Here is a 23,829-nt window from a genome sequence, read left to right as displayed (position 1 = left end):
TTTCCCAGCGTTCATCGGTTAGCATAAGTCTTGGCATGGCTTGAGGTTATGGTTACTTTTGGCGAAGCAAATTATAACGTCTTGCCATGCTGTCTAAAAATCACTCTCGAAAGATCAACAGACCCTAACCAACGCATAATATTTCCTTGTAGATAAACCGCGGATAAGAGAAAACAATCAAGGCTATCACCTCATATTTCAGTTCGCCCTAGCAAACTGCTGACCAATTGTGGCAAAAAAATGATATTAAGTGGCTAAGATCACAGAGGTTAACTTTCTTCCCCTCTGCTTGTAGTGCATACTTTTTGATATAAACGTCCAGCCGCCACAAAAAGAGACGCCTCATTGCGAGTATATGAAGCAAAATAACGACAGGAAAACCAATTATGTTAAAGCCAATATTCTCGCTTATTCTTATTAGTAGCTTTATCAATACGGCCAGTGCCGTACAACTCTTGGGTCATGTCGAAATTTCGCGCCTATCGACAGCGGACAAAACGATGAACCAAGTCGTTAGCCGCTATCAAGCTCTAGATGAAGGTTTGGCTCAAAAATTAAGCGCAAAAAAAAATGAAGTCGATGCCACTCAATTAGCGGCGCGCCAAGGACATAGATTATGGCAACAGGCGGTGCGCGATGTGCAGTCTGGCCATGCTGACGACCGTCCTTTATATTGGGCTCGTCTTGCCATGCTGCATAGCCTTAACACTACCCACGCCAACTTCAAAATGGCCGATTGGCAACAGGGGATCTTAATGAGTGCGGTAGAAAAAGCCTCACGGGGCTTTAGTGATATTCAGTATGGAGATGATGTGCAAATCAAAATATTCCTTACTGGTTTCGATCCTTTCTTCCTTGATAAAGACATTAGTCAAAGCAATCCATCTGGTTTAGTCGCCCTTGCCTTAGATGGTTGGCGCTTTGAGGTTAATGGTAAAATAGCGCAAATCGAGACAGCGATGATCCCAGTACGTTTTGAGGATTTTGATCAAGGCCTTATCGAGTCACTATTTAGTCCAATTTACCGCGACCCTAACACTAAACTGGTGTTCACCGTCAGCATGGGACGCAACGACTTTGATATCGAACGCTTCCCTGGCCGTAATCGAAGTGCGGCCGCCTTTGATAATCAAAACGTTCTCACCGGCGGCACTAAAACCTCACCCGTTGCGCCTAAGCTCAATGGACACGATTTTGTTGGCCCCGAGTTTGTTGAGTTTTCTCTGCCAGTTGCCGCAATGCAAGTTGAAGATGGCCAATGGAAAGTCAACGATAACCGCACTGTCACCACCCTTGCCCACGGCGAGTTTAGTGCCACGTCATTAAGCGAACTGCAAAACGAAACCTCTGTAGAAGGTTCAGGCGGCGGTTATCTTTCTAATGAAATATCCTATCGCGCCATTGTATTACAGCAAAAATTTAATAGCCGCGCTAAGGTTGGCCATATTCATACCCCAAGAGTCAAAGGCTATGATGCCGATACCGAGCAAGCCATTGTTGAACAAGTTCGCACTATGGTTATGCAAGCCGCTGCGAGTTTATAGCAAGGCTGCACTGGTATACTGTTAGACCGTTCGTTATGATGCGAGCGCCTAAACGCTAAAGTTTACTTCCCTTTAGTTGAATGGGTTTTAAATAGGTAAACTGGTAGCACTACTCTTTTACCTTTAACCGATAAGACCTAAGGTTAATTTCATGTTGAAACCTGCTGATTTATTCAATGCCTTACGCCGTGGCGGCAGTAAAGTTCTTGCACCGCAGGTCTCACCGACATTTGCAGCTTTGGGTCAACATCAGCTAGATAGCAAGACTGACAACGTCGCACCACACCCAATGCATTCGCATCATTTTTCAGGTTCATCACGGCCACTTTCATCACTGCAAATCCAAATACTTGAACGAGTCGAAACCTGTTATCAAGAGGCTGAAATAGCGCTTAAACGTACTTTTCTACGCCCTGTCACTCAATTTAGTCTAAGAGGGAAAAGTGCAGGTACGGCGCATTTGCAGCAAAATCGTTTACGATTTAATGCCGTATTACTTCGTGAAAATAGTGAAGCATTTTTAGCAGAAGTCGTGCCGCATGAAATTTGTCATTTACTGTGTTTTCAACTTTTTGGCAAAACCAAGCCCCACGGCAAAGAATGGCAATCTTTAATGCTGACTGTATTTAAAGTAAAACCAAGCACCACCCACAGTTTCAATACCACTTCGGTTGCAGGTAAAGATGTTGAATATCGCTGTGCCTGTGGGCCCATCCGCTTAAGCATCCGCCGCCATAACAAGGTGCTACGTGGTGAGAGCCGCTATATTTGCAAACGCTGCAAAGCCCATTTAATCGCGGCATAACAGGCTACAGCATAAAAATTTCACACCTAAGTACGACTCAATTTGCATAAGCAACGGCATTTCCCTTACCATCACGTCATAAAAGACGAGCCAAAGGCTCGCGTAGTATTTGTTATTTTGGGATGAATTTTGAACAAAACTTTTTTAAGTGCTCATTCGCGGCACATTTTGCTGTGCCTATTAACTTGGGTCGCTATCTTATCTACCCCAGTCAAGGCTTCACCATCGCATCCAAGTAGTTTCGGTCAAGCTAAAACCAAGTCACAGGCACTTTATGTTGGTAGTCGCCAAGGTACGCTGCCTGCCGTCAGTTTTTACTGTGGCTGCGATATCCAAATCAAAGGCAAATCCTGGAAGCCCGATTTAGCCAGCTGCGGTTACCAAGTGCGCAAACAACAAACCCGCGCGAATCGTATTGAATGGGAACACGTTGTGCCTGCATGGGAATTTGGTCATCAACTCCAATGTTGGCAAAAAGGTGGTCGAAAAAACTGTGCTGGCAACAGCAAAGAATTCAATAAGATGGAAGCTGACATGCACAACCTGGTTCCCGCAATTGGTGAAGTGAACGCAGATCGCAGTAACTTCCGTTTTAGCCAATGGAACGGTAAAGCCGATCAATATGGCCAATGCACTATGGTGGTCGACTTTAAGAATCGTCAAGCGCAGCCGCCCGCCAAGACTCGCGGCAAAATAGCCAGAACCTACTTATATATGCAGCATACTTACGGGCTTAAAATTGCATCTAGCCAATTAAAATTATTTAAGGCATGGGATAAAACCTATCCAGTTGATACTATTGAATGCAAACGCGATAACGCGATTGCATTAGCGCAGGGTAACCATAATCCCTTTGTGCAAAATGCCTGTAATGCGCCGCCACAGCGTCAACAATTAGCCGAGTAAGGTCAACAATGAGAGTCCCAAGAATTTATCAATCTCAGCCATTAGCCATCAACCAATCGTTGAACTTAGACGAAGATGGCGCGGCCCATATCGGTAAAGTATTACGTAAGGGTAACGGCGAGCATATCAGTCTGTTTAATGGCGATGGTAATGATTATCTTGCTGAAATTATCGATGCGGGCAAAAAATCAGTCACGGTTAACATTATCTCTGTTGAGGCAAACCTCACCGAGTCGCCGCTTAATCTGCATTTAGGCCAAGTGATTTCCCGTGGCGATCGAATGGAATTTACCATTCAAAAATCGGTTGAACTTGGTGTCAATACTATTACGCCGCTGTTTTCAGATCGCTGCGGCGTAAAACTTAATGGCGAACGCCTTGAGAAGAAAATTCAGCAATGGCAGAAAATTGTTGTCAGCGCCTGTGAGCAATCGGGCCGCAGCCATGTGCCAGAAGTACGCCCTGCTATGGATTTACACGCTTGGTGCAGTGAGCCAACCTCGGCGCTAAAACTTAATCTACATCCACGCGCCGCACACGGTATCAATGGGTTAGACTTAACCCACACGCGGGTGCGTTTGTTAATTGGTCCTGAGGGCGGTTTGTCGGCAGAAGAAATCGCCATGACAGAAACCCATCACTTTACCGATGTGTTGCTTGGCCCCAGAGTGCTTCGCACCGAAACCGCCTCGCTAACCGCCATTACCGCATTACAACTCAGATTTGGTGATTTAGGCTAAACCACTGCACTAAGCTGCGCTGGTGTGACAATCCCCCTATCTAATAAATACTTTTTTGCCAACAAACGGCGATAAATAAGGAAAACATTAATGATAAAACTCGGCATAGTGATGGACCCCATCAGTGAGATCAACATTAAGAAAGACTCCAGTTTTGCTATGTTAATGGCCGCGCAGCAAAGAGGTTATCAGCTGTTTTATATGGAAATGGCCGATTTAGCTATGGTCAACGGCGTGGCGATGGCCAATATGCGTCCGTTAACGGTTATCAATGATGCCAGTAAGTGGTTTGAGCTAGGCGAAGCTGTGGATACGCCAATGAGCGATCTTGACGTGATCTTAATGCGTAAAGACCCACCATTTGATACTGAGTTTATCTACGCCACTTACATGCTTGAACGCGCTGAAGAACAAGGCGTGCTGATAGTTAATAAACCGCAAAGTCTACGTGACGCTAACGAAAAGCTATTCACTGCATGGTTTAGCGAATTCACCCCAGAAACTATTGTCACCCGCGACGCTAAACGTATCCGCGCGTTCCATCAAGCTAAGGGCGATATCATTCTAAAGCCGTTAGATGGTATGGGCGGCACTTCGATTTTCCGCGTCAAGCAGGACGACCCTAATCTTGGCGTCATCATCGAAACTTTGACCAGCTATGGTCAACAATATGCGATGGCACAAGCCTTTATTCCTGAAATCACCCAAGGTGACAAACGTATTTTAGTGGTCGATGGCGAACCAGTACCTTACGCGTTGGCCCGTATTCCAATGAAGGGCGAAACCCGTGGTAATTTAGCCGCCGGCGGTAGCGGTGTGGCGCAGCCTTTGTCTGACAGTGATTGGGCAATTGCCCGCGCCATTGGTCCTGAGCTTAAAAAGCGTGGATTGATTTTTGTCGGATTAGATGTGATTGGTGACAAACTCACCGAAATTAACGTGACAAGCCCAACGTGTATCCGTGAGATCCAAGCGGCATTTGATGTTGATATTACTGGCATGTTGATGGATGCTATCGAAGCGCGTCTTAAAGCATAAGCACAGCAATAAAATTAAACTAAACAGGTTGTTATCGTTTGTTATGTAAGGCGCTTTACTTAGCCTGCGCCCAGTGACTCTATAGGGATGTGATATGAGTTTTACCAAAGCACCATTCTTGCTACTCGGCGTAAGTTTACTATTTTCGACGCCCTCTTTTGCCAAAGAAGCCGCCGCCGACGAAATAGGCCCAGCCAAAGCGCCTTCGCGCCCCAAAAATATTGTCATCATGATTGGTGATGGTATGGGGCCGTCTTACACTAGCGCCTACCGCTATTACAAAGATAATCCTGACACAGAAGAAGTTGAACAAACTGTATTCGACCGCTTACTGGTGGGCATGGCGAGTACCTATCCCGCCAGCGTCAGTGGCTATGTTACCGACTCAGCCGCAGCGGCAACCGCGCTCGCAACTGGCGTTAAATCTTACAATGGGGCGATTTCAGTCGATACCCAAAAGCAACCGCTACCGACCATACTCGAAAAAGCTAAATCCCTTGGCCTTAGTACCGGTGTGGCCGTTACATCACAAATAAACCACGCCACGCCGGCGGCTTTTTTAGCTCACAACGAAAGTCGTAAAAACTACGACGCGTTAGCACTGAGCTATTTAGACACCAATGCCGATGTGTTTTTAGGCGGTGGCCAAAAATATTTTTCTCCTGAACTATTAGAGCAGTTCAAAGCTAAAGGTTACCAACACATCACTCGCTTTGAGGATCTTGCCAGCATCACCCAACCTAAAGTGTTAGGGTTATTTGCGCAGGTGCAATTACCTTGGGTGATTGATGAGAAAGAGGCAAAAAAACTCAGTACCTTAACCCAAAAAGCGCTCAGTTTACTGTCGCAAAATGATCAAGGTTTTGTACTGTTAGTTGAAGGTAGCTTGATTGACTGGGCGGGTCATAATAACGATATCGCGGCGGTAATGGGTGAAATGGATGAGTTTTCCAATACCATTGAAGTGGTTGAACAATTTGTGCGTGAAAATCCCGATACCCTCATGATCATCACCGCCGACCATAATACCGGTGGACTCTCTATCGGTGCAAATGGCCAGTACAGCTGGAACCCTGAAATTCTTCGTAACATGTCCGCCAGCTCCGACACTTTAGCCTTGGCCGCCATTAATGGTGAGCAATGGCAAGCTGCTCTTGCCCGTGGTTTGGGGTTAGAGCTTAGCGCAGAAGAGCTAACTGGGTTAGATGCAGCAAGAATGCAAGGGCAAGAAACGTTAGCAATCGCGATTCGTCACCTGATTGATAAACGTACCAATACCGGTTGGACAACTGACGGTCATACTGGCACCGACGTACAAGTATTTGCCGCAGGCCCGGCATCGGAGCTATTTAACGGTCATCAAGACAACACCGATATCGCCAATAAAGTTTTTAGCTTATTGCCTAAGCCTAAGAAACCTAAAAATTAAGCTTGAATCGATATCGTTAATTAAAGGCAACCGCATAGTCATACTGCTGTTGCCTTTTTTATTAGTCGCAGCATAGCAACTGGCTCAGGTGTAAATAACGGGTATAATGCCCGCACTTAAGTCTATCGGTGCCTACAACTGTGTTAACCAATCCATCGCAAGTCATTATTCGTAATCAAGACAGCCTAAACCAACATAAGGTATTAGTGCTCAATCATGAAGCCGATCGACTGCCAAAAGCCTTGCTTGATATCGCGGCATCGGTCGATGCGCTCGCCTTGGATTATCACCATCACTTACACTTAGCGCCGCACGCTAACTCAAAACTACGCTGCTATTTCGGCCATGAGTTGCCGCACCAAGACCCGCTGATACCAGAAAAATACGACACTGTTATTGTTTATTTTCCCAAGGCGAAACCCCTTGCGCCTTATCTGTTTAACCTCGCCGCCAATCATCTGCTACCTAACGGGCAATTGCTCGTTGTAGGTGAAAATAAGGGCGGTATTAAGTCTTTGGTTAAGCTTTTACCTGAATACTTTACCACGGGGATGAAACTCGATAATGCCCGCCACTGCCTACTATTTGGCAGTAATTTAGAAGGCAGTGCACCGGCAATGAAACTCAGTGATTGGGTCAGCCAATATCAGCTCACCACACCCCAAGGTGAGGTTAACATTTGTAATTTAGTCGGGGTGTTTAGCGAGAAACGCTTAGATCTAGGCACTGAATTATTACTATCGCACCTACCGACGTTATCGGGCCGAGTGCTCGATTTTGGTTGTGGTGCAGGCGTGATTACTGCAGCACTGCTCAAGGCGCAGCCAAGCTTAACCCTAGAATGTATCGATATTAATGCGATGGCGTTGGCCTCTTGCGAGCTCACGTTAGCCGCCAATGGCATGACAGCCAAAGTGTATCCCTCAGATGGACTCGCACAAACCACGGGTAAATTTAACGGGATTATTTCTAATCCACCGTTTCATGATGGTCTTGCCAGTACCACCAGCATAGCGCAGAGTTTTGTCAGTGACAGCGCTAAACAATTACAGCATAACGGCATTTGGCAAATCGTCGCCAATCGTCATTTACCCTATTCAGATATTATTGCTGCTGAATTTGGCCAATTAAAAGTGGTTGCCGATAACAACAAGTACAAACTGTATTTTTTTCAACAAAAGTAACGTCTGCTCCCTAAACGCGCTTAGGCTTTAGCACTAAGCGCGTGGCTAACCGCTCTATCTATTTATACCCTGAATTGAAATCCCTCAGTTAAAGCCACACTTTTTAAGCGTTATAAAATGCAATATTGTGATCTGCAGCATGCCGACACTTTAGATGAAAAATCTATAACAGCCACAATCCCCTCATCCCTAGCGCATGTATTAACATTAAACCACCAAAATCGAACGGAATTAAAAACCTACTCTAGCAGTTATTTCGACTAGCTTTACAACCAAATGCCAACGCACAACACTATAAAAACCACCGTTAAACCAATAAAAAACTACTAATCGATTTTTTCGTAGACTATAAAAAACAAAATGGCAACATTTACGCGCTTTGCTGCCCAAAGGGCTTCTTTACGTAAAGAGTCTACTGGTATACTCAAGCAGTAATTCAAACAATAATAAAACAAACGGGTAGGAAGCTCTCTAATGTTGGATCCTGAACTCCTTGAGTTAAATAGCGATAAGAGCAAAGCCGAGTTGCGTTTAATTCCGAATATCCATGGCCCTGTGACTCACGACGCCATCATGCGTTTGCTGTCTTTACCCGAATTTGCCTCTTTATTTCCACTCGAAACCACCATCACTAAAACCGTCGCTAAAATTAACTCCGTTTGTAATAAAGACGAGGGTAAGTTTGAACTATTTGCTGTTTTAGCCGAACGACGTGATGGCAGTATCGCTATCGAAATTTCGCCAGATAAAATGCAGGCTAGCCTTACGCTAACAGCAGCGTGGGGCGGTAAAGAAATCGATCTACCGGCAATCCTCACTTACCTGAAAAAAAATAATGTTTGCATGGGCTTGAGTAAGCTCAAAATTCAAGCGCTACAACAACAACTCGGCACACTTAAAGCCGGTGAAACTTGCCAAAGTGAAATCGCCCAAGGCAAAGCTGCTATCAATGGCAAAAATGCACGATTTGAGCGAAAAGTATTTCTTGCTCGCGAGCGTTTATTGCAACCGCAAGAACGCGAAGACGGCAGTGTCGATATGCGTAATCTCGGCTCAATGATTATGGTCAAAGCAAACGATGTGCTGATGATCAAACACCCTGTCACCGAAGGCACTCCGGGCTACAACATTAAAGGCGAAGTGCTCAAGCAAAAGTCTGGTAAAGACATCGTACTCCAAGCCGGAACAGGCACGGCTTTTCACCCCAAAGATCGCAATATACTGATTGCCACCGTGGCGGGCCAACCCGTTGAAACCCGCACAGGGATGAATGTGGATGATGTGCTAGAACTTAAAGATGTCGATATTGGCACCGGCCACATTACGTTCAAGGGCAGTATTTTAATTACCGGCGATGTGCACGAAGGCATGATGGTAAAAAGCTCTGGTGATATCACAGTGATGGGCTTTGTTGATTCTGCAACCTTAGAAGCCGAAGGGGACATTACCGTCAGTAAAGGAGTCATCGGCAGACAAGTAAAAGTGAATGAATTCTCTACTAATCTTTATGCTCAAGGGCAGATCAGCGCCCAATTTGTGCAATATTCCCATTTAGTTGCTAAAGGCAATATCTTAGTCACTAAACAATTGCTACACAGTAATACCAAAACGGCGGGCAGTTTAACGGTGAGCGATCCTAGCGGTCGTCGTGGCGATCTGGTTGGTGGTGTCGCCCATGCTGAAAAAGGTATCACTGCAGTGGTTATAGGTGCAACAGCAGGAACTAAAACCGACGTTTACTGCGCAATGGAACAAGCTGCACTGAAACAAGATCTCAAGCTACTCGATGAGAGCGTTCAAGCTATGGTAGTTGCGAGCTTAGATATCACAGCTCGTCTGAATAAATTACCACCCAAGTCAGAGTGGCAAGCTGATGCCATTATGATTGAACAAATCAAAATGATGCTCGATGAAAAAAATCGAATAATGGCTGAGCGCACCCGTGAAGAGCTTGAACTTGATAACTTAAAGCTGGAAGTTGAAGGTTATTACGAGAAATATCGTATCGATGCCCTCAAGCATGTATTTCTTAACGTTGAAGTGCATATCGGTCCACTCAATCATCGCACCGCGCGCGAACACGGCACTTGTTGTATCGCCAATGTAAATCAAGAAATTAACTTTGATTACAATGCTAAAGCCGTTGCACCGCCCACGGTATAAAATATGAGCATGGCATGGCGTTAAGTCTTGCCCTGACTGAGAAATCACCGTTAGGTGCTGACTAAATAGCCAAGCCGCGCTAACCTCTATCTATCTTCCCTAAGCATGGCATACTGCTCAATAACAATATTTGCTGCAGTATGTCAAAGCCTCTTCTAAATCCTCATCCTTGTTACTGCAGCAAATAGGATTAATATCTTAAGGATCTAAAATGACAAGCGTTAATATGTCGAGTATTGAATGGCCTGCAATTGTAAAACTCACTCAACATGATGAATTACTCTACCTTGAACACCAAAGGGATTGGCTCGAATTAGCCTGTCTTTATCAGCACCATTTTATTGAAACCGATCAATTATTGGACTCAAAAAGCCAGCTTTATTTTATCAGTGCCACCCCACAGACAATCCATGAAGATCCCGTAGGCGAGCTGCCTCAACTATTGCGTCAACAACAAGTCTTACCGCTTACAGAGTTTATTAAATGGGTACAAAACCATGCCCAAGCATTAGGCCAATGTTGCGTCGCTAAACTCGCCTTTACCACCATCAGTCAAGGGTTTGAAATCGTCCGCACTCTCGAAGAATAAGCCACATAAAATTGATGGATGCTGGCGAGTACCGGTCAATAGAGGCAGTAATAGATCAGTTAATCAATAAAAAAAACAAGAGGACTCTAAAAGCTAATATCCTCATCATCAATTCGCAGGCATAATTTGCAGCGGCGTAACAACGCTAAATATTGAGGCAGTGATTAACCTGCCAACACGCTAAAACATGCAATTTTGGGTGTTAACTTAAACAATAACTGATGAGTTAGCACTCATATATACGAACAAATGGAACCGAAATTGGAACTACTTAAGATTGACTGTTTAGGTAAACAACTGCGCTTAGAAGGCTCGCTCGCAGGTTGGCAACAACTCTTCTGGGATAACAACTTAGTCTCACAAAAAGCTGCAACTGCCGATAATAGCGGCCTCAAAGTGCATGTCTTTGAACTGACACACCATAGCAGTATTCCAGTCCTCGAAGGCGGCGAACAGACTAATGCTATCGCAGCAACGACAATACAAATGCGCCTTGAAATCGATCTCGTTTGGCAACCTTTTCGCCTCGATTATTGCTTACTTCAAGACGATAAAGTCATCGCACAAGGCCAACGTACCGAAAAAGATATCGAACGCCAAACCCCTGAAACACCTATCGTTAAACAGCAAAAACTTAGCATGGTGGGGTTAGCCTCTCTCGGTTTTAAACTGCTAAAAAGTGCTAAGGTCATCAAGGTCGTATTAGCCGGCGCCAGTATTGCAGCCTACTCTTGGCTATTTTCATTCCAGTTTGCTCTGGCACTTATCGCCTGTTTAGTATTTCACGAATACGGTCATATCCGTGCAATGAAATATTTCGGCATGAAAACTAAAGGCATTTACCTTATCCCCTTTATGGGCGGACTCGCGCTCTCTGATGAAAAAATTAACACCCGCTGGCAAGATGTAGTGATATCCATCATGGGGCCGACCTTTGGTCTATTGATGTCGATAGCCTCGCTCATCGCTTACCACGCGACAGACAATGTATTTTTTGCTGGTCTTGCCGCCTTCAACGCCCTGTTTAACCTGTTCAATTTATTACCGATTTTACCCTTAGACGGCGGCCATATTTTAAAGAGCATTAGCTTTTCAATGAACAGTATTATGGGCTTAGTCGCCTGCGCTGCGGGCGCAGCTTTTGGCGTATATATCAGCTATACCTTGGGCTTAGCGTTATTAGGATTTTTACTATTAATCGGTAGCTTAGAAATTATCTTTGAGTGGCGGACTCGCCACCAAAGCCATCTGTTACCGTTAGACAGATATGGACAAATATTCTCAATTATTTGGTACTTACTGACTGTCGGCGCCTTGATTGGCATTATCTGGCACTTAGCGAGTTCGGGCGATGATATGCTCAGCCTACCGCTGCAAATATTACGTAGTTAATGGGTTAACAACGTCTAATTGAACGATTCAAAAAACAAAACCGCTATTAATAGCGGTTTTTTGTTTTTCGGTATAGACGGTTATTCCTGCGCTAAAGGAGGGGCGATATCGCTACCACCAAGCGCCTGATAAAGTGTGGCTTGTGCCGTGAATTGGTTATAACGGTTTTCAAGCAAAGCCGCCTCAGCGCTGCGGCGTTTCTCTTGGGCGTCAATCCAGTTTTGAATACCAATGGCTCCGTAGCGATACTGGCTGGCATAAATGGCTTCAACCTCGGCGGCAGCAGTAAACTGCTGCATGAGTTTATCGCCTTGATAAGCGAATTGCTGCTTTGCTGAAATCGCATTATCGACATCTTTAAAAGCGGAATAGAGCGTCTTGCGATAGTTCACTACCGTTGTTTGATAATCGATATCAGCAATATCGTTATTGATCTGCATTTGATTCCACTGCAAAAAAGGTAACACTAAGCCTGCGCCTAAACTGCCAATGGGGTTTCGTAGTAATTCCTTTAACTCAGAGGTCGATTCACCAACACTGCCGGTTAAACTGAGGCTTGGAAAGTAACTCGCATAGGTCGCGTCTTTACTCGCTAAAGCTGAGCGCAGTTGATACAAACTCGCCTTAACATCGGGGCGGCGCACTAATAAATCAGCAGGAACGCCAACGCTAATTGCTGGCACCGCGGTTTCTGGGAGTTGCGTTATCTCAAGCCCATTCTCACTCGATATTTCATTAACCCCAGGCGCCTTACCCAATAAAATAGCGAGGGCATTTTGCGTTTCAGTTAATTGCTGCACTAGCTGACTGTGAGCCGCCTCCTGCCCTGCGAGGCTGCGTTTTGATTCAAGCACATCCAATTGAGTGACGGCGCCAGAATCATACTGCCGCTGAGTTAATGCGAGAGTTTGTTGACTGTACTCTATGCTTTTTTGGCTCAAATCCACTCGTTGATGCAAATAGCCTAACTGCCAGTAAAGAGATGCAGTCGTTGCGACTAGGCTTTGGGCGGTGCTTTCTCTATCTTCGGCACTGGCTAACGCCGCCCATTGAGCTTGGTCGATATTAGCTGAAACCTTACCCCATAAATCGACTTCATAACTCACCGATAAATTGGCTTGATAACTCTTAGTCGCATCGCCACCATCAAGGGATTGGTTACGTGAAGCGCTCAAATTTGAAGATAGCTGCGGATATAAATCATCCCGCGTTAACCCCGCTTGCAAGCGGGCTTTTTGTAGCGTTAACGTGGCAAGCGTTAGGTCATTATTGGTGCTTAATACTTGAGTGATTAGCTTATCAAGCTCAGGCTGATGAAACTGCTGCCACCAAGGGTCAAGCTTCACTTGCTTGTTCACGGTAATGTTTTGCCAATGGGCAGGCATCGCCAGTGCGGGCGGCTCAAAATCTGAGCGCATAAAACTACTGCAGCCACCAAGTACTATCCCAACCGCAATCGCTGCAGCGCAAAGAGTCAGTTTTTGATTAAAGATGTTATGTTCCATGGTGTTATTACTCTCTTGCTAATGCATCAACGGGATCTAATCGCGCCGCGTTGCGGGCAGGTAAGAAACCAAACAGCACACCAATTAATGTTGAACAAGCAAAGGCGGCAATGATGGACGTCGTCGAGTAAATCATTTGGAAACTGCCGCCCGCCGACGCAAATATAACGCCAATCAAATAAGCTAAGGCAATGCCTAAGGCGCCACCGCACAAACACACCAACACAGCCTCGATAAGAAACTGGCGCAAAATATCACTTTGACGCGCACCAACTGCCATACGCACACCAATTTCGCGGGTACGTTCGGTAACAGACACCAACATAATATTCATCACCCCAATGCCACCAACAATAAGAGAAATCACCGCGATAGCCGAGATCAGTAAGGTCATGGTTGCTGTGGTTTTTTCGATATTCTGTCTTATGGTATCGGTATTTATGGTGAAAAAATCTTGAGTCCCATGGCGCATTTTTAGCAAGCTTATAATGCCCTGCTCGGCGGCATTGCTGGGAACGGACTCATCGAGCCTCACTGTTATTCCATCTAAGTATTTTTTACCCACCATACGCCCTGAAACTGTGGTGTAAGGTACCCATACGTTCAGCGCATCACTATTACCAAAAGCACTTTCTTTTGGCTGTGTCACACCGATAATACGCACAGGCAAATCACCTAAAAAAATCACTTGGCCAATTGCTGAGCCATCGGGGAAAACTTCTTTACGGGTATTATCATCAATCACGGCATCTTGAGCTAAGGCAGTTACACTGGCGTCATCCCAAAATTGCCCCTGCGCTAATTCATAACCGCGTACCCGAAAAAACTCAGGCCCCACCCCATTTATCGATGCCGATACGGCTTTATTACCAAAGCGCACCGTTGCACTGGAGCTAATACTCGGCGTGACACTATCAACATAGGGCAAGTTTTTAAGGGCACTGGCATCATTCCCCGATAAGGTACGTACCCGCGCAGAACGCCTGTCACCAAAGCCAGAACCGGGACGAATATCAATCGTATTAGTTCCCATCGAACTGATACTTTTGAGAATTTCCCGCTGTGAACCTTCACCCAGTGCCACAACAGATACTACCGAAGCAATACCAATAATAATCCCCAACATAGTGAGAAAAGTACGTAATCTATGGGTCGACATGGCAAGCAAGGCCATTTTGAATGCTTCGATATATCTGTCCCACGAAGCCACCCGCGCACGCGAGCCATCTTTTGCTGCCACTGCACCGCTAGGCTTTTGTGGCGCCGTATTTTGCGACGTCGAAGTTTGTGGCTTAGCCGTCTGTTTATCCTGACTGCGCTCATCGCTGATGATCACGCCGTCTTTGATTTCAATAATACGGTCAGCATGCTGGGCGACTTGCATATCGTGGGTCACGATAATAATGGTATGGCCGTCGCGGTGTAACTCTTGCAATAAGCGCATCATCTCTTCGCCGCTGTGGCTATCGAGTGCGCCAGTGGGCTCGTCGGCGAGAATTACATCGCCGCCATTCATCAGCGCACGCGCAACACTCACCCGTTGCTGTTGACCACCACTGAGCTGGTTAGGTTTATGATCTAACCTATCGCCTAAACCTAAGCGTGTTAATAAGTGCTCAGCCCTTTGTTTACGTGCGCTACGTTCTTTACCCGCATACACAGCGGGCACTTCTACATTACCTATAGCCGTAAGATCGCCAAGCAAATGATAACGCTGAAAAATAAAGCCAAAATGCTCACGACGTAATTGTGCTAACTCATCAACATCCATAGTCGACGTATCTTGGCCATTGATAAAATACGCGCCCTTTGATGGCTTATCTAAACAACCTAAGATATTCATTAAGGTCGATTTACCCGAGCCAGAGGCGCCGACAATCGCCACCAGCTCACCACGGCCAATCGACAAATTAACATCTTTCAATACAGTAAGTTGTTGATCGCCAGCCTGAAAGGTGCGGTAACAACCTGAAATTTCAAGTAATGCCGTTGTCACTGTTAAAACCTCATGCTAGGTGGACGACGGAGTTTACTGCTGCTGTCTGAAGATGGCATACCCAACACAACCTGATCGCCCTCTTTCAACCCTACAGTAATTTCAGCATTGATTTTGTTATTAATGCCAACAGTGACATCCACATATTGCACTTGGTTATCAACCAACACCGGCACTTGATACTGCGGGCCGCGGCGAGTTTTGCGCTCACTAGGCTGATCTACTGCCACTGATTTATCCCTCGGCTTGATACGTAATATTTGCGCGGGCACTAACAGCGCATCCTCAGCCTTAGCTAATACGATTGAAACCTGCGCCGTCATACCGATACGTAAGGTGCGATCAGGATTTTCTACATCAAACAAGCCATGGTAGTAAATCGCATCTGAATCGCTTGAGCTCATATTGCTGTCGTCACCATCCATCGAAATCGGCCCCGGCTCTATCGCCCTTAATGTACCAAGGTAAGGATGATTGGGTTTACCCAGAATAGTAAAATACACGGCTTGACCTGGATGGACATTGACGACATCAGCCTCGGAGATTTGCGCTTTAACCGTCATGGTTTCGAGTTGCGCCATTTCTACTATGGTTGGTGTGGTTTGATTCGCGTTAACGGTTTGGCCGACTTCCACCGCCGAATACACCACAGTGCCGTCCATAGGCGCGGTAATTTTGGTATAACCCAAATCAATTCTGGCACTATCAACGTTAATCTCAGCCTGTTGTTTTTGCGCCTCTAATTGCTCAAGTTCAGCTTGATAAACGGTGAGATTGGCTTCTGCACTCTCATAACTGGCACGGGAACTGGCACTATCGGCAAGCATGGCTTGCTGGCGAGTAAACTCCAATTTGGCTTGACGAATTTGCGCCTGTTTAGCACGGAACTGGGCATTGATACTCTTAAGTGATGCGAGCGCATCTTTCAAATTATTCTGCTGCGCAAGGCTGTCAATCTGGGCAATTAAATCGCCTTTTTTGACTTCATCACCCAGTGCCAGCGGCAAACTTAAAATCTGACCCGATACCTGCGCGCCCACACTCACCAGTTTAGATGCCTGCAACATGCCATTGGCAAGTACTGAGTTTTCAATATCGCCACGGCGTACTGCTTCAGTCACGTAAGTAGGCGCTGTATCAGGCTTATGCCAAAGAAAATAAGCACCGCCGCCCAGAATAATTAAGCCGCTAAATGCGATCAGAAAGTTACGCTTTGAGGATTTTTTCATCGGTATTGTCATGTCCATCAATGCTAAAGACAGCAAGCAATTATCTGACGCAAGCTTGCTAAGGAACCAAAATTATTCCCACAGTATATAGAGTTAGCCAAAGAGAGTAGACGAAGGAAGTGTCGTTAACAGGTAAAGATATGCAAATATCTGTATAAAAATGGATAAAGCAAGCACGACTGAGCGGTGCTTAGGCTGCAATGCCGATTGCGATACCGAATCGGCGAGTGATAATTTTAGAGCCTGCATTCTATAGCGGTGTAATTTAAGCGGTACTCATCATTCTTCGTTTAGTTCATGCTGGCGACAATCACCTGCGTTGCATCAAAACAGGCGAAACATGATTCGCCGACAGCCAAACTCTGCATTTGGGTGAGTGGCATCACTGAATAGATGATGTCTTTGCCATCAATATCTATGGCTAATTCGGCCTTATCGCCAAGTTCAGTCACGCTCAGCAAACGACCGCTTAGGCAATTTTGCCCATCCACTTCACAAGCATGAGTCGTCGCCAGTACAGCGGGGGCTTTAAACAGTAACAACACAGATTTATCCAGAGCTAACTGCAAGCGTTCGCGGCTCGAATGGGTCACTGAAATCTGAATCAGTTGTCCGCCCGCTAAGGTCACGCTGATGTTGTCATTTAATCCAAATGAATCAATGCTATTGATACGCCCCGTTAACTGATTGCGGGCGCTAGTGTTGAGGGAGAAATGCGCCATCACATCCAATAAACTGTGCATGTCGACGGACTCATCGAGCAAGGCGGCCAAGGCCATTTCTTGTACTTGGGAGGTGATGGAATACACCTTGAGCAAACGCTCGCCAAATTCGGTGAGTTTAGCGCCACCACCACCTTTGCCGCCCTTTTCGCTGCACACTACGGGTTCGGGCATGGCGGTGTTCATCTCATTGATCGCGTCCCACGCCGCTTTATAACTGATCCCCGCAAGCTTGGCGCCTTGGCTTATCGAGCCTGTGTTGGCGACTTGCTCGAGCAGGCTTATCCGCCTAGGATTGGCGAAAGGCTTATCCCCGAGGGAAAGCGTAAGTAATGCATGTAAATCCATCGTTTATCCTGCACCCAAGTCTGACTTGAGCCCTATTGTCCTCCATCACCTTGAGGATACCAATAAGATTACCGAGATATTTCAGCGGATTAATGCCATTAATCCGCAAGAAACCGCGCACAGATCACTAATTGATTGCTTAGGGCTTGAACAATCGATATATAGATTGATATATAACGATCACTTTTTATCACGGAGGAACACAATGAAATCCATTCACCTTAAGCAATTACTGCGTTTTACCACGGCTTCATTATTCACAATGGCACTGACATCTAGCCTAAGTTTTGCGGCAGACAATGAGCAAGTGACTGTTTTTGCTGCGGCATCACTCACCAATGCACTTAACGAAATCGGCCAGCAATATGAAAAAGAGCACAAGACTAAGGTGATATTCTCCTTCGCTTCTTCGTCAACGCTAGCAAAACAAGTGACCAATGGTGCGCCTGCCGATTTGTTTATTTCAGCTAACCAAAAGTGGATGGACTATCTCATCGAGGCCAAAGCCGTTGATGTGAGTAGCAGTAAAACCTTATTGAAAAATACATTGGTGCTGATTGCTGAAAAAGATAGCCCAATCACCGAAGTCACAATCAATAGTGATTGGGATATTAAAGCCGCATTACAGGGCAATCGTATAGCCGTTGGCGATCCTGACCATGTACCTGCGGGCCAATATGCTAAGCAAGCATTAGAAAGCCTCAATTTATGGACAGTAACCGAACCTTTACTCGCCCGCGCCAATAACGTCCGTGCAGCACTGGCCTTAGTGGAACAGGGTGAAGCGCCACTTGGAATAGTGTATTCAACCGATGCCAAAGTAGCCCAAAAGGTTAAAATTGTTGCAACCTTTCCCGCCACCAGCTATACCCCTATTGAATACCCCATTGCCTTAGTTAAACAAGAGTCGACTGCGAGTGCCAAAGCCTTCAATAAGTATTTACAGGGCCCAAGCGCGAAAGACATATTTGAAAAATATGGTTTTGGAGTTAATTAAGTGCTGAGTAACTTTTTGTTAGGTGGCTCCGCGTTTAGTGGCTTTGTGTTAAGCGATTATGAAATTGCCGCACTGTTGCTCAGTTTAAAGGTTTCGTCCATTGCCGTTATTGCCAGTTTACCACTGGGCATTTTATGCGCTTGGTTACTGGCTAGGGTGGAGTTTCCCGGCAAAGCCATCTTCGACAGTATCCTCCATCTACCACTGGTGTTACCGCCTGTGGCAGTGGGTTATCTGTTGCTGATCAGCATGGGACGTAAAGGATTTATTGGCCAATGGTTATTTAACTGGTTTGGCGTCAGTTTTAGCTTTAGTTGGCGCGGTGCAGCCCTCGCAGCGGCGATCGTGTCATTCCCGCTGATGGTCAGAGCCATACGCCAATCCTTTGAAACCGTTGATATTCGACTCGAGCAGGCCGCGCGTACTTTAGGCAGCAGTCGATGGCGAGTATTTCTGACCATCACATTGCCACTCACGTCTCCTGGGATTGTGTCGGGCATGATTATCGCCTTTGCCCGTAGTTTAGGGGAATTTGGCTCGACCATTACCTTCGTCTCTAATATTCCCGGTGAAACCCGCACTATTCCGCTGGCGATGTACTCTTTTATTGAAACCCCTGGCGCTGAATATGAGGCCATGCGTTTATGCATTATCTCGATAATTATCGCCTTAGCCTCTTTACTCGCCTCGCAATGGCTAACTCAAAAAGCATTACAGAGGACCGCAAGTGCATGTTAAGCATCAATATTGAAAAACGACTCGGTCAATTACAACTAAAAGTAGACACGCAATTACCCTTACAGGGAATTACCGCCGTTTTTGGACGTTCAGGCGCAGGTAAAACCTCGCTGGTAAATCTGCTCGGCGGCCTTTCTACCCCTGATAAGGGTGAGATTCGTCTGGGTGATAAACTGCTATACCAACAAGGGAAAGTTAATCTTCCGCCAGAAAAACGTAATATAGGTTATGTATTTCAAGAGGCCAGACTCTTTCCGCACTACAGCGTTAAGGGCAATCTCAACTATGGTGTACGCCAAGACAACCCAGTGTTATTTAATAAAGTTGTGCAACTGCTTGGTGTCGAAAAACTCTTAAACCGTTACCCCATTACGCTATCTGGCGGTGAAAAACAGCGCGTCGCAATTGGTCGTGCCCTGCTGACATCACCCGATATGTTGTTAATGGATGAGCCTTTAGCCTCACTCGATTTACCCCGAAAGCGTGAATTACTGCCCTACTTGCAGACGTTATCGCAGGAATTAGCACTGCCAATTGTGTACGTGAGCCACAGCCTTGATGAGATTTTGCAACTGGCCGATTATATGCTGGTGCTACACCAAGGAAACGTGATTGCTCAAGGCGCACTCAGCGACGTGTGGAATAGTGAGCAAATGCGTCCTTGGGTGCCGATGCAGGAATTAAGCTCACTGCTCAGTGCTAAGGTTGCCGACAGGCATCCTGATTATCCCATGACACGTTTAGTGATGGATGATGGTAATCATCTGTGGGCGAGCGGCTATCTTGCTTCAACAGAGAAAAAACTCAAAGTACGTATTCAGGCAAACCATGTTTCAGTTTGCACCGAGATCCCAAGGGGGTCGAGTATCCGTAACTTATTGAAAGGTGAAATTAAAGAGGTATATTCCAGCGATAATGGGGAGCAAGTTCAATTAAAAATCGCACTAGGCCGCGATGAACTCTGGGCTAACATTACCCCATGGGCTTGCCATGAACTTCAACTCACTCAAGGCAAAGCGATTTATGCTCAAATCAAAGGCGTAACCATGACACAAATGGATATAGCCGAATCCCACTAAATCCACTTTAATCCAAATTTTAGATAAAAACAAAACGACTCTAAGTCGGTTTTTGCCTTCATCAGAAGGATTTAGTACCAGTAGACAGACTCGAACTGTGTACTGGTTTATTGCAGATAATAAATTGACTCTGATATTTGACTAAAATCCGCGCCAGCACTGACGTTTACTGACAATGCTGGAGATAGGAAGGGATTGAATTTCAGCTATAAAAAAGCCCCGTTCAATTAAGAACAGGGCTTTCAAATAATGGTACCTGAGGTCGGACTCGAACCGACACGTCTTGCGACAGGGGATTTTGAATCCCCCATGTATACCAATTTCATCACTCAGGCAAAGACACTTACAGCTGTATTAGCTTTGTAAAGTAATCTAATCACGCTAAATAACTTTGCAAAACTTAATCTAAAACAATTCACATAAAACGATGTAATTTAAAATTTTTTATCCACTGATTTAGCAAGACTACTATATCAAACATGTACTTATAGCCAGTCAAAAACCAAGCTTTCTAAGTGGTGAGGATTATACCTTTGCCGATGACAATGGCAAGTCTTTTGCCGCGTCTTTAATATAAATTATATTTAACCGCTCAAAAATAAGGCGTTAGAGGGTTGTTCAGCCTAGATAGAATAATCAATAGAGCTAACTCTGGTTATTCATCTTCAGATATAGCCACCTTTACTGATCAAATGCTCAGCACAGAACCACTATCCTCACACTAAGCTACGCAAGAACAAAAAAAGCATCGCGCATAACAAATATCGATTTCATTGCATTATTTGAGTCTGCCATTAAATCAAGATTTAAACCTGGCAATTGAGCCGCAGAACTTTTACCAAGACGCTCCTACAATACATAGAGAAGTTTGAGCTCAGTAAGATCAAGTGCAAGCAGAATATGACCACGATCACAGAGTTAATTAACAGTGATGCTTTTGAATTCTGATGTCGATTTTTTATTGATCGAGATCAGTATTTACCCCATTAAATCCAGCTAATTTAGAGAAGACTTCACAGGAAACAGGATTTCAGTCATGGCATTTTGGTTAGATCTGATGTTTGGTAACCCGATAGGCTTACTTTCAATGATCGTTATCTTTTGCACTATAGGGATAATGGCTTATATCACTTGGATGTTTATTGCGAAGTCGGCACCAAAACCATAGTTTTGCTCCAGTTGTTCTTCATGCTCTTGTATAAATGCACAACTTTGGGGGTTTATTAACCCCCACTTTTTATTATTTGTTCTGCGTAATTCTAATCATCAAATGTCATCATCGCATCGAACTCGCCTATGCGGTGTGTTTTCTATTTTGTACCAGACCATTTAAAAATTGCGGACGCGCTTTAATTAATGACTGCATCTCTTCTTGGCTTGGCTCTCCCGCGGGTAAACGCAGCACATCACGGTTGAGATACATACGCGCTTTCATGGCAATCTTATAATCTGCGGTTGGCCCCTGAATCGCATAATGGCGCTCATTACCTAGCTTTTCTAAAATACAGGCATTCATTAAACTTTTTACCGCTGTTTCATTTTGCGGCAAAGTCAAAATAGTGGCACCTTGTAGAAAAAACTCTCGCACCAACGCCCGCTCAGCAGGATCAAGTAAATTAACTTTAGATTCGATAGTCTCAATAACTCGCTTATCACTTAAATGGCGAATTGACTCATCTAAACCTAAATTGATCAACTGACTCAAAAAATAAGCAATAGACACGATTAAGCCTAAACCCACAAACTCGGCATGCTCTGCTACAAACGGGTCTAGGGCTATCTTAGCCAGTAATTGGGGGGGCGTAAGCAATAAAACTGAACAACTCACCATAAGCCACAACATGACTCTAAACATGATTTTTTTCGGGCTAAAAGCCTTAACAGGATCCAGCTTGAGTTTGAACATAATATTATCCCCGCGACAAAAAATTGAACTTATCGACTATTAAGCAAATTTAGTGCCATAAATGAGGCTCTATTTTACTGATTTTATTCGTTAATAAAGCATACTTTATGCCTTGTTCGAACTGTAATAGTGCTTATTGCCTGCGGTGATGGGTATTAGACATGAAGGAAGATGTTGATATTTATTTGGCTACTCGGCCAACATCCATTTATAGACACATTGGAGAGCCATTTATTCACATTGAATTGGAGTTGATGTTTACCTTCACAACATCAACGCCTACTCACTTTAATAAAACGAACGGTAAGAACATAATGAATTGAATTTAAAAAATAAAAAAATAGTATTAGTTACTTAAACAGCATCTTGTGCCTGTTGCGCCAATCGCGCTAGCACTCGACTTGCAGCCACAAACCCAAATGTGCCCGTCACCATAGTCACGGCCCCAAAGCCTGAAGCACAATCCATTCTCATACTGCCATCGGCCGCCGCTTTCGTACCACAGACTGAACCATCGGCTTGCGGATAAACTAGCTGTTCACTGGAAAAAACCGCATCGATAGCAAATCGGCGTTGTACATTTTTAGAGAAATTATATTCGCGGCGCAAAATATTGCGTACTTTGGCCAACAAAGGATCTTGATAGGTTTTGGCGAGATCGGTTAACTGAATTTGAGTGGGATCTGTCTGCCCACCCGCGCCGCCTACTGTCACTATCTTAATTTTTTGACGCTTACACCAAGCAATTAACGCGGCCTTTTGCTTTACCGCATCAATACAGTCAACGACATAATCAATGTTGCCGCCTGCTTTAGTCCCGAGTAAATACTCGCCTAAATTGTCTAATGTAATAAAATCTTCAATCTCATTCACTTGGCATTCTGGGTTTATTTCGCGGATGCGGTGCGCCATCACAGCCACTTTAGAGTGCCCTATGGTGGAACTCAGCGCATGAATTTGCCGATTGGTATTTGTCACACAAATATCATCTAAGTCCACCAAGCTAATCTGGCCTATGCCGCTACGCGCTAAGGCTTCTGCCGCCCAAGTACCTACGCCACCGATACCAATCACCACCACATGGGATGTAGCAAATTTAGCCAGTGCCTTTTGCCCATACAAACGGCCAATTCCACCAAATCGATTTTGATAGGCCTCAGTCATAAATACTTACCTTATATTACGCAATAACAGCAGAAGCGCTTGCTTTAGCACCGAGTCGGTACTCGCCAAGACAACTTAGTAACAACACTAAAAATATGCCGTGGATTCTAAACGATCTCGACATAGATCGAAATCACATCGACCTATGTTGCCAGCTAATATATAAAACAACACCCGTGCCAATATGATGCAAATCAACTCACAAAAAGTCTGAGCCGCATAAATGTGTGACTAGGGTCTGTTGATCTTTGCTGTACAAATGTTGCTCAGCAATACATCGGCAGCCACATTAACATAAACGCCAGTGACACCATACTGGCGTAATTTCTTGCTAGCTTGTCATATCTTGTTGATA

Annotated in this window: 20 protein-coding genes, 1 tRNA gene and 1 pseudogene; 14 read left to right on the top strand and 8 right to left on the bottom strand. The window is 45.1% G+C overall.

The window, feature by feature from the left end; genetic code table 11:
• The first annotated feature begins 386 nt into the window (after window positions 1–386).
• The 10 genes from ACRN9H_RS18810 to ACRN9H_RS18765 all read left to right on the top strand — a co-directional run bounded on the left by ACRN9H_RS18810 (window position 387) and on the right by ACRN9H_RS18765 (window position 11,790).
• Window positions 387–1,544 (top strand): hypothetical protein, encoded by a 1,158-nt coding sequence (locus ACRN9H_RS18810; RefSeq protein ID WP_432315750.1) that lies wholly within the window; start codon window positions 387–389, stop codon window positions 1,542–1,544.
• 151 nt (window positions 1,545–1,695) lie between these two features.
• Complete coding sequence (locus ACRN9H_RS18805) at window positions 1,696–2,349, top strand: SprT family zinc-dependent metalloprotease (RefSeq protein ID WP_432315748.1); 654 nt, start codon at window positions 1,696–1,698, stop codon at window positions 2,347–2,349.
• 129 nt (window positions 2,350–2,478) lie between these two features.
• Window positions 2,479–3,255, top strand: coding sequence for an endonuclease EndA (endA, locus tag ACRN9H_RS18800; protein ID WP_432315746.1), 777 nt, complete (start codon window positions 2,479–2,481; stop codon window positions 3,253–3,255).
• Window positions 3,256–3,263: 8 nt separating this feature from the next.
• Window positions 3,264–3,995: a 16S rRNA (uracil(1498)-N(3))-methyltransferase gene (gene rsmE / locus ACRN9H_RS18795; RefSeq protein ID WP_432315744.1), complete on the top strand. Its 732-nt coding sequence runs from the start codon at window positions 3,264–3,266 to the stop codon at window positions 3,993–3,995.
• 90 nt (window positions 3,996–4,085) lie between these two features.
• Window positions 4,086–5,033 carry a glutathione synthase gene (gshB, locus tag ACRN9H_RS18790; protein ID WP_220773324.1) on the top strand — a complete coding sequence of 316 codons (948 nt, stop codon included), beginning with the start codon at window positions 4,086–4,088 and terminating at the stop codon, window positions 5,031–5,033.
• A gap of 94 nt (window positions 5,034–5,127) precedes the next feature.
• Window positions 5,128–6,462 (top strand): alkaline phosphatase, encoded by a 1,335-nt coding sequence (locus tag ACRN9H_RS18785; RefSeq protein ID WP_432315742.1) that lies wholly within the window; start codon window positions 5,128–5,130, stop codon window positions 6,460–6,462.
• Between the two features lie 140 nt (window positions 6,463–6,602).
• Window positions 6,603–7,646, top strand: coding sequence for a methyltransferase (locus ACRN9H_RS18780; protein WP_432315740.1), 1,044 nt, complete (start codon window positions 6,603–6,605; stop codon window positions 7,644–7,646).
• 474 nt (window positions 7,647–8,120) lie between these two features.
• Entirely contained in the window at window positions 8,121–9,809 is a 1,689-nt protein-coding gene (locus ACRN9H_RS18775; RefSeq protein WP_432315738.1) for a DUF342 domain-containing protein, read from the top strand.
• Window positions 9,810–10,020: 211 nt separating this feature from the next.
• Window positions 10,021–10,398: a DUF4144 domain-containing protein gene (locus ACRN9H_RS18770; protein WP_220773320.1), complete on the top strand. Its 378-nt coding sequence runs from the start codon at window positions 10,021–10,023 to the stop codon at window positions 10,396–10,398.
• 249 nt (window positions 10,399–10,647) lie between these two features.
• On the top strand, window positions 10,648–11,790 hold the full coding sequence (locus ACRN9H_RS18765) for a site-2 protease family protein (RefSeq protein WP_432315736.1): 1,143 nt from the start codon (window positions 10,648–10,650) through the stop codon (window positions 11,788–11,790).
• 80 nt (window positions 11,791–11,870) lie between these two features.
• Here the strand turns inward: ACRN9H_RS18765 and ACRN9H_RS18760 are convergent, their stop codons facing one another.
• The 4 genes from ACRN9H_RS18760 to ACRN9H_RS18745 form a co-directional block, all read right to left on the bottom strand.
• Window positions 11,871–13,295: an efflux transporter outer membrane subunit gene (locus ACRN9H_RS18760; RefSeq protein ID WP_432315734.1), complete on the bottom strand. Its 1,425-nt coding sequence runs from the start codon at window positions 13,293–13,295 to the stop codon at window positions 11,871–11,873.
• A gap of 7 nt (window positions 13,296–13,302) precedes the next feature.
• Window positions 13,303–15,291, bottom strand: a complete 1,989-nt coding sequence (locus tag ACRN9H_RS18755) for a MacB family efflux pump subunit (protein ID WP_432315732.1) — start codon at window positions 15,289–15,291, stop codon at window positions 13,303–13,305.
• 2 nt (window positions 15,292–15,293) lie between these two features.
• Window positions 15,294–16,520 (bottom strand): efflux RND transporter periplasmic adaptor subunit, encoded by a 1,227-nt coding sequence (locus ACRN9H_RS18750; protein ID WP_432315731.1) that lies wholly within the window; start codon window positions 16,518–16,520, stop codon window positions 15,294–15,296.
• Window positions 16,521–16,810: 290 nt separating this feature from the next.
• Window positions 16,811–17,590, bottom strand: coding sequence for a TOBE domain-containing protein (locus ACRN9H_RS18745; protein WP_432315729.1), 780 nt, complete (start codon window positions 17,588–17,590; stop codon window positions 16,811–16,813).
• A gap of 205 nt (window positions 17,591–17,795) precedes the next feature.
• Between ACRN9H_RS18745 and modA the strand changes: the two genes are divergently transcribed.
• Genes modA through modC form a run of 3 tightly spaced genes read left to right on the top strand, consistent with a single transcriptional unit; the run spans window position 17,796 to window position 20,404 of the window.
• Window positions 17,796–18,587: a molybdate ABC transporter substrate-binding protein gene (gene modA / locus ACRN9H_RS18740; protein WP_432315728.1), complete on the top strand. Its 792-nt coding sequence runs from the start codon at window positions 17,796–17,798 to the stop codon at window positions 18,585–18,587.
• The gene (gene modB / locus ACRN9H_RS18735) at window positions 18,588–19,325 is read left to right on the top strand and encodes a molybdate ABC transporter permease subunit (protein ID WP_432315726.1); all 738 of its coding nucleotides are present in this window, start codon (window positions 18,588–18,590) and stop codon (window positions 19,323–19,325) included.
• Window positions 19,319–20,404, top strand: a complete 1,086-nt coding sequence (gene modC / locus ACRN9H_RS18730) for a molybdenum ABC transporter ATP-binding protein ModC (RefSeq protein WP_432315724.1) — start codon at window positions 19,319–19,321, stop codon at window positions 20,402–20,404. Before modB ends, modC begins: the two co-directional genes overlap by 7 nt.
• A gap of 250 nt (window positions 20,405–20,654) precedes the next feature.
• Here modC and ACRN9H_RS18725 read toward each other — a convergent pair.
• Window positions 20,655–20,739: transfer RNA gene (locus ACRN9H_RS18725), tRNA-Leu, on the bottom strand.
• Window positions 20,740–21,440: 701 nt separating this feature from the next.
• Between ACRN9H_RS18725 and ACRN9H_RS18720 the strand changes: the two genes are divergently transcribed.
• A complete protein-coding gene (locus tag ACRN9H_RS18720) occupies window positions 21,441–21,572 on the top strand; it encodes a DUF3149 domain-containing protein (RefSeq protein WP_220775154.1) in 132 nt (43 codons plus the stop codon).
• A 126-nt stretch (window positions 21,573–21,698) separates the two neighbouring features.
• Here ACRN9H_RS18720 and ACRN9H_RS18715 read toward each other — a convergent pair whose 3' ends face one another.
• From ACRN9H_RS18715 to ACRN9H_RS18705, 3 genes and pseudogenes are all read right to left on the bottom strand, one after another.
• Window positions 21,699–22,310, bottom strand: a complete 612-nt coding sequence (locus ACRN9H_RS18715; protein ID WP_432315722.1) for a superinfection exclusion B family protein — start codon at window positions 22,308–22,310, stop codon at window positions 21,699–21,701.
• Between the two features lie 354 nt (window positions 22,311–22,664).
• A complete protein-coding gene (gene tcdA / locus ACRN9H_RS18710; RefSeq protein WP_432315720.1) occupies window positions 22,665–23,474 on the bottom strand; it encodes a tRNA cyclic N6-threonylcarbamoyladenosine(37) synthase TcdA in 810 nt (269 codons plus the stop codon).
• Between the two features lie 266 nt (window positions 23,475–23,740).
• Window positions 23,741–23,829 (bottom strand): annotated as a pseudogene (locus ACRN9H_RS18705) (IS5/IS1182 family transposase); the annotation flags it as partial.

It is taken from the genome of Shewanella sp. MF08487, assembly GCF_050848685.1.
GTDB classification, from domain to species: Bacteria; Pseudomonadota; Gammaproteobacteria; order Enterobacterales; family Shewanellaceae; genus Shewanella; species Shewanella glacialipiscicola.
This window is presented reverse-complemented; position numbering and strand designations above follow the sequence as displayed.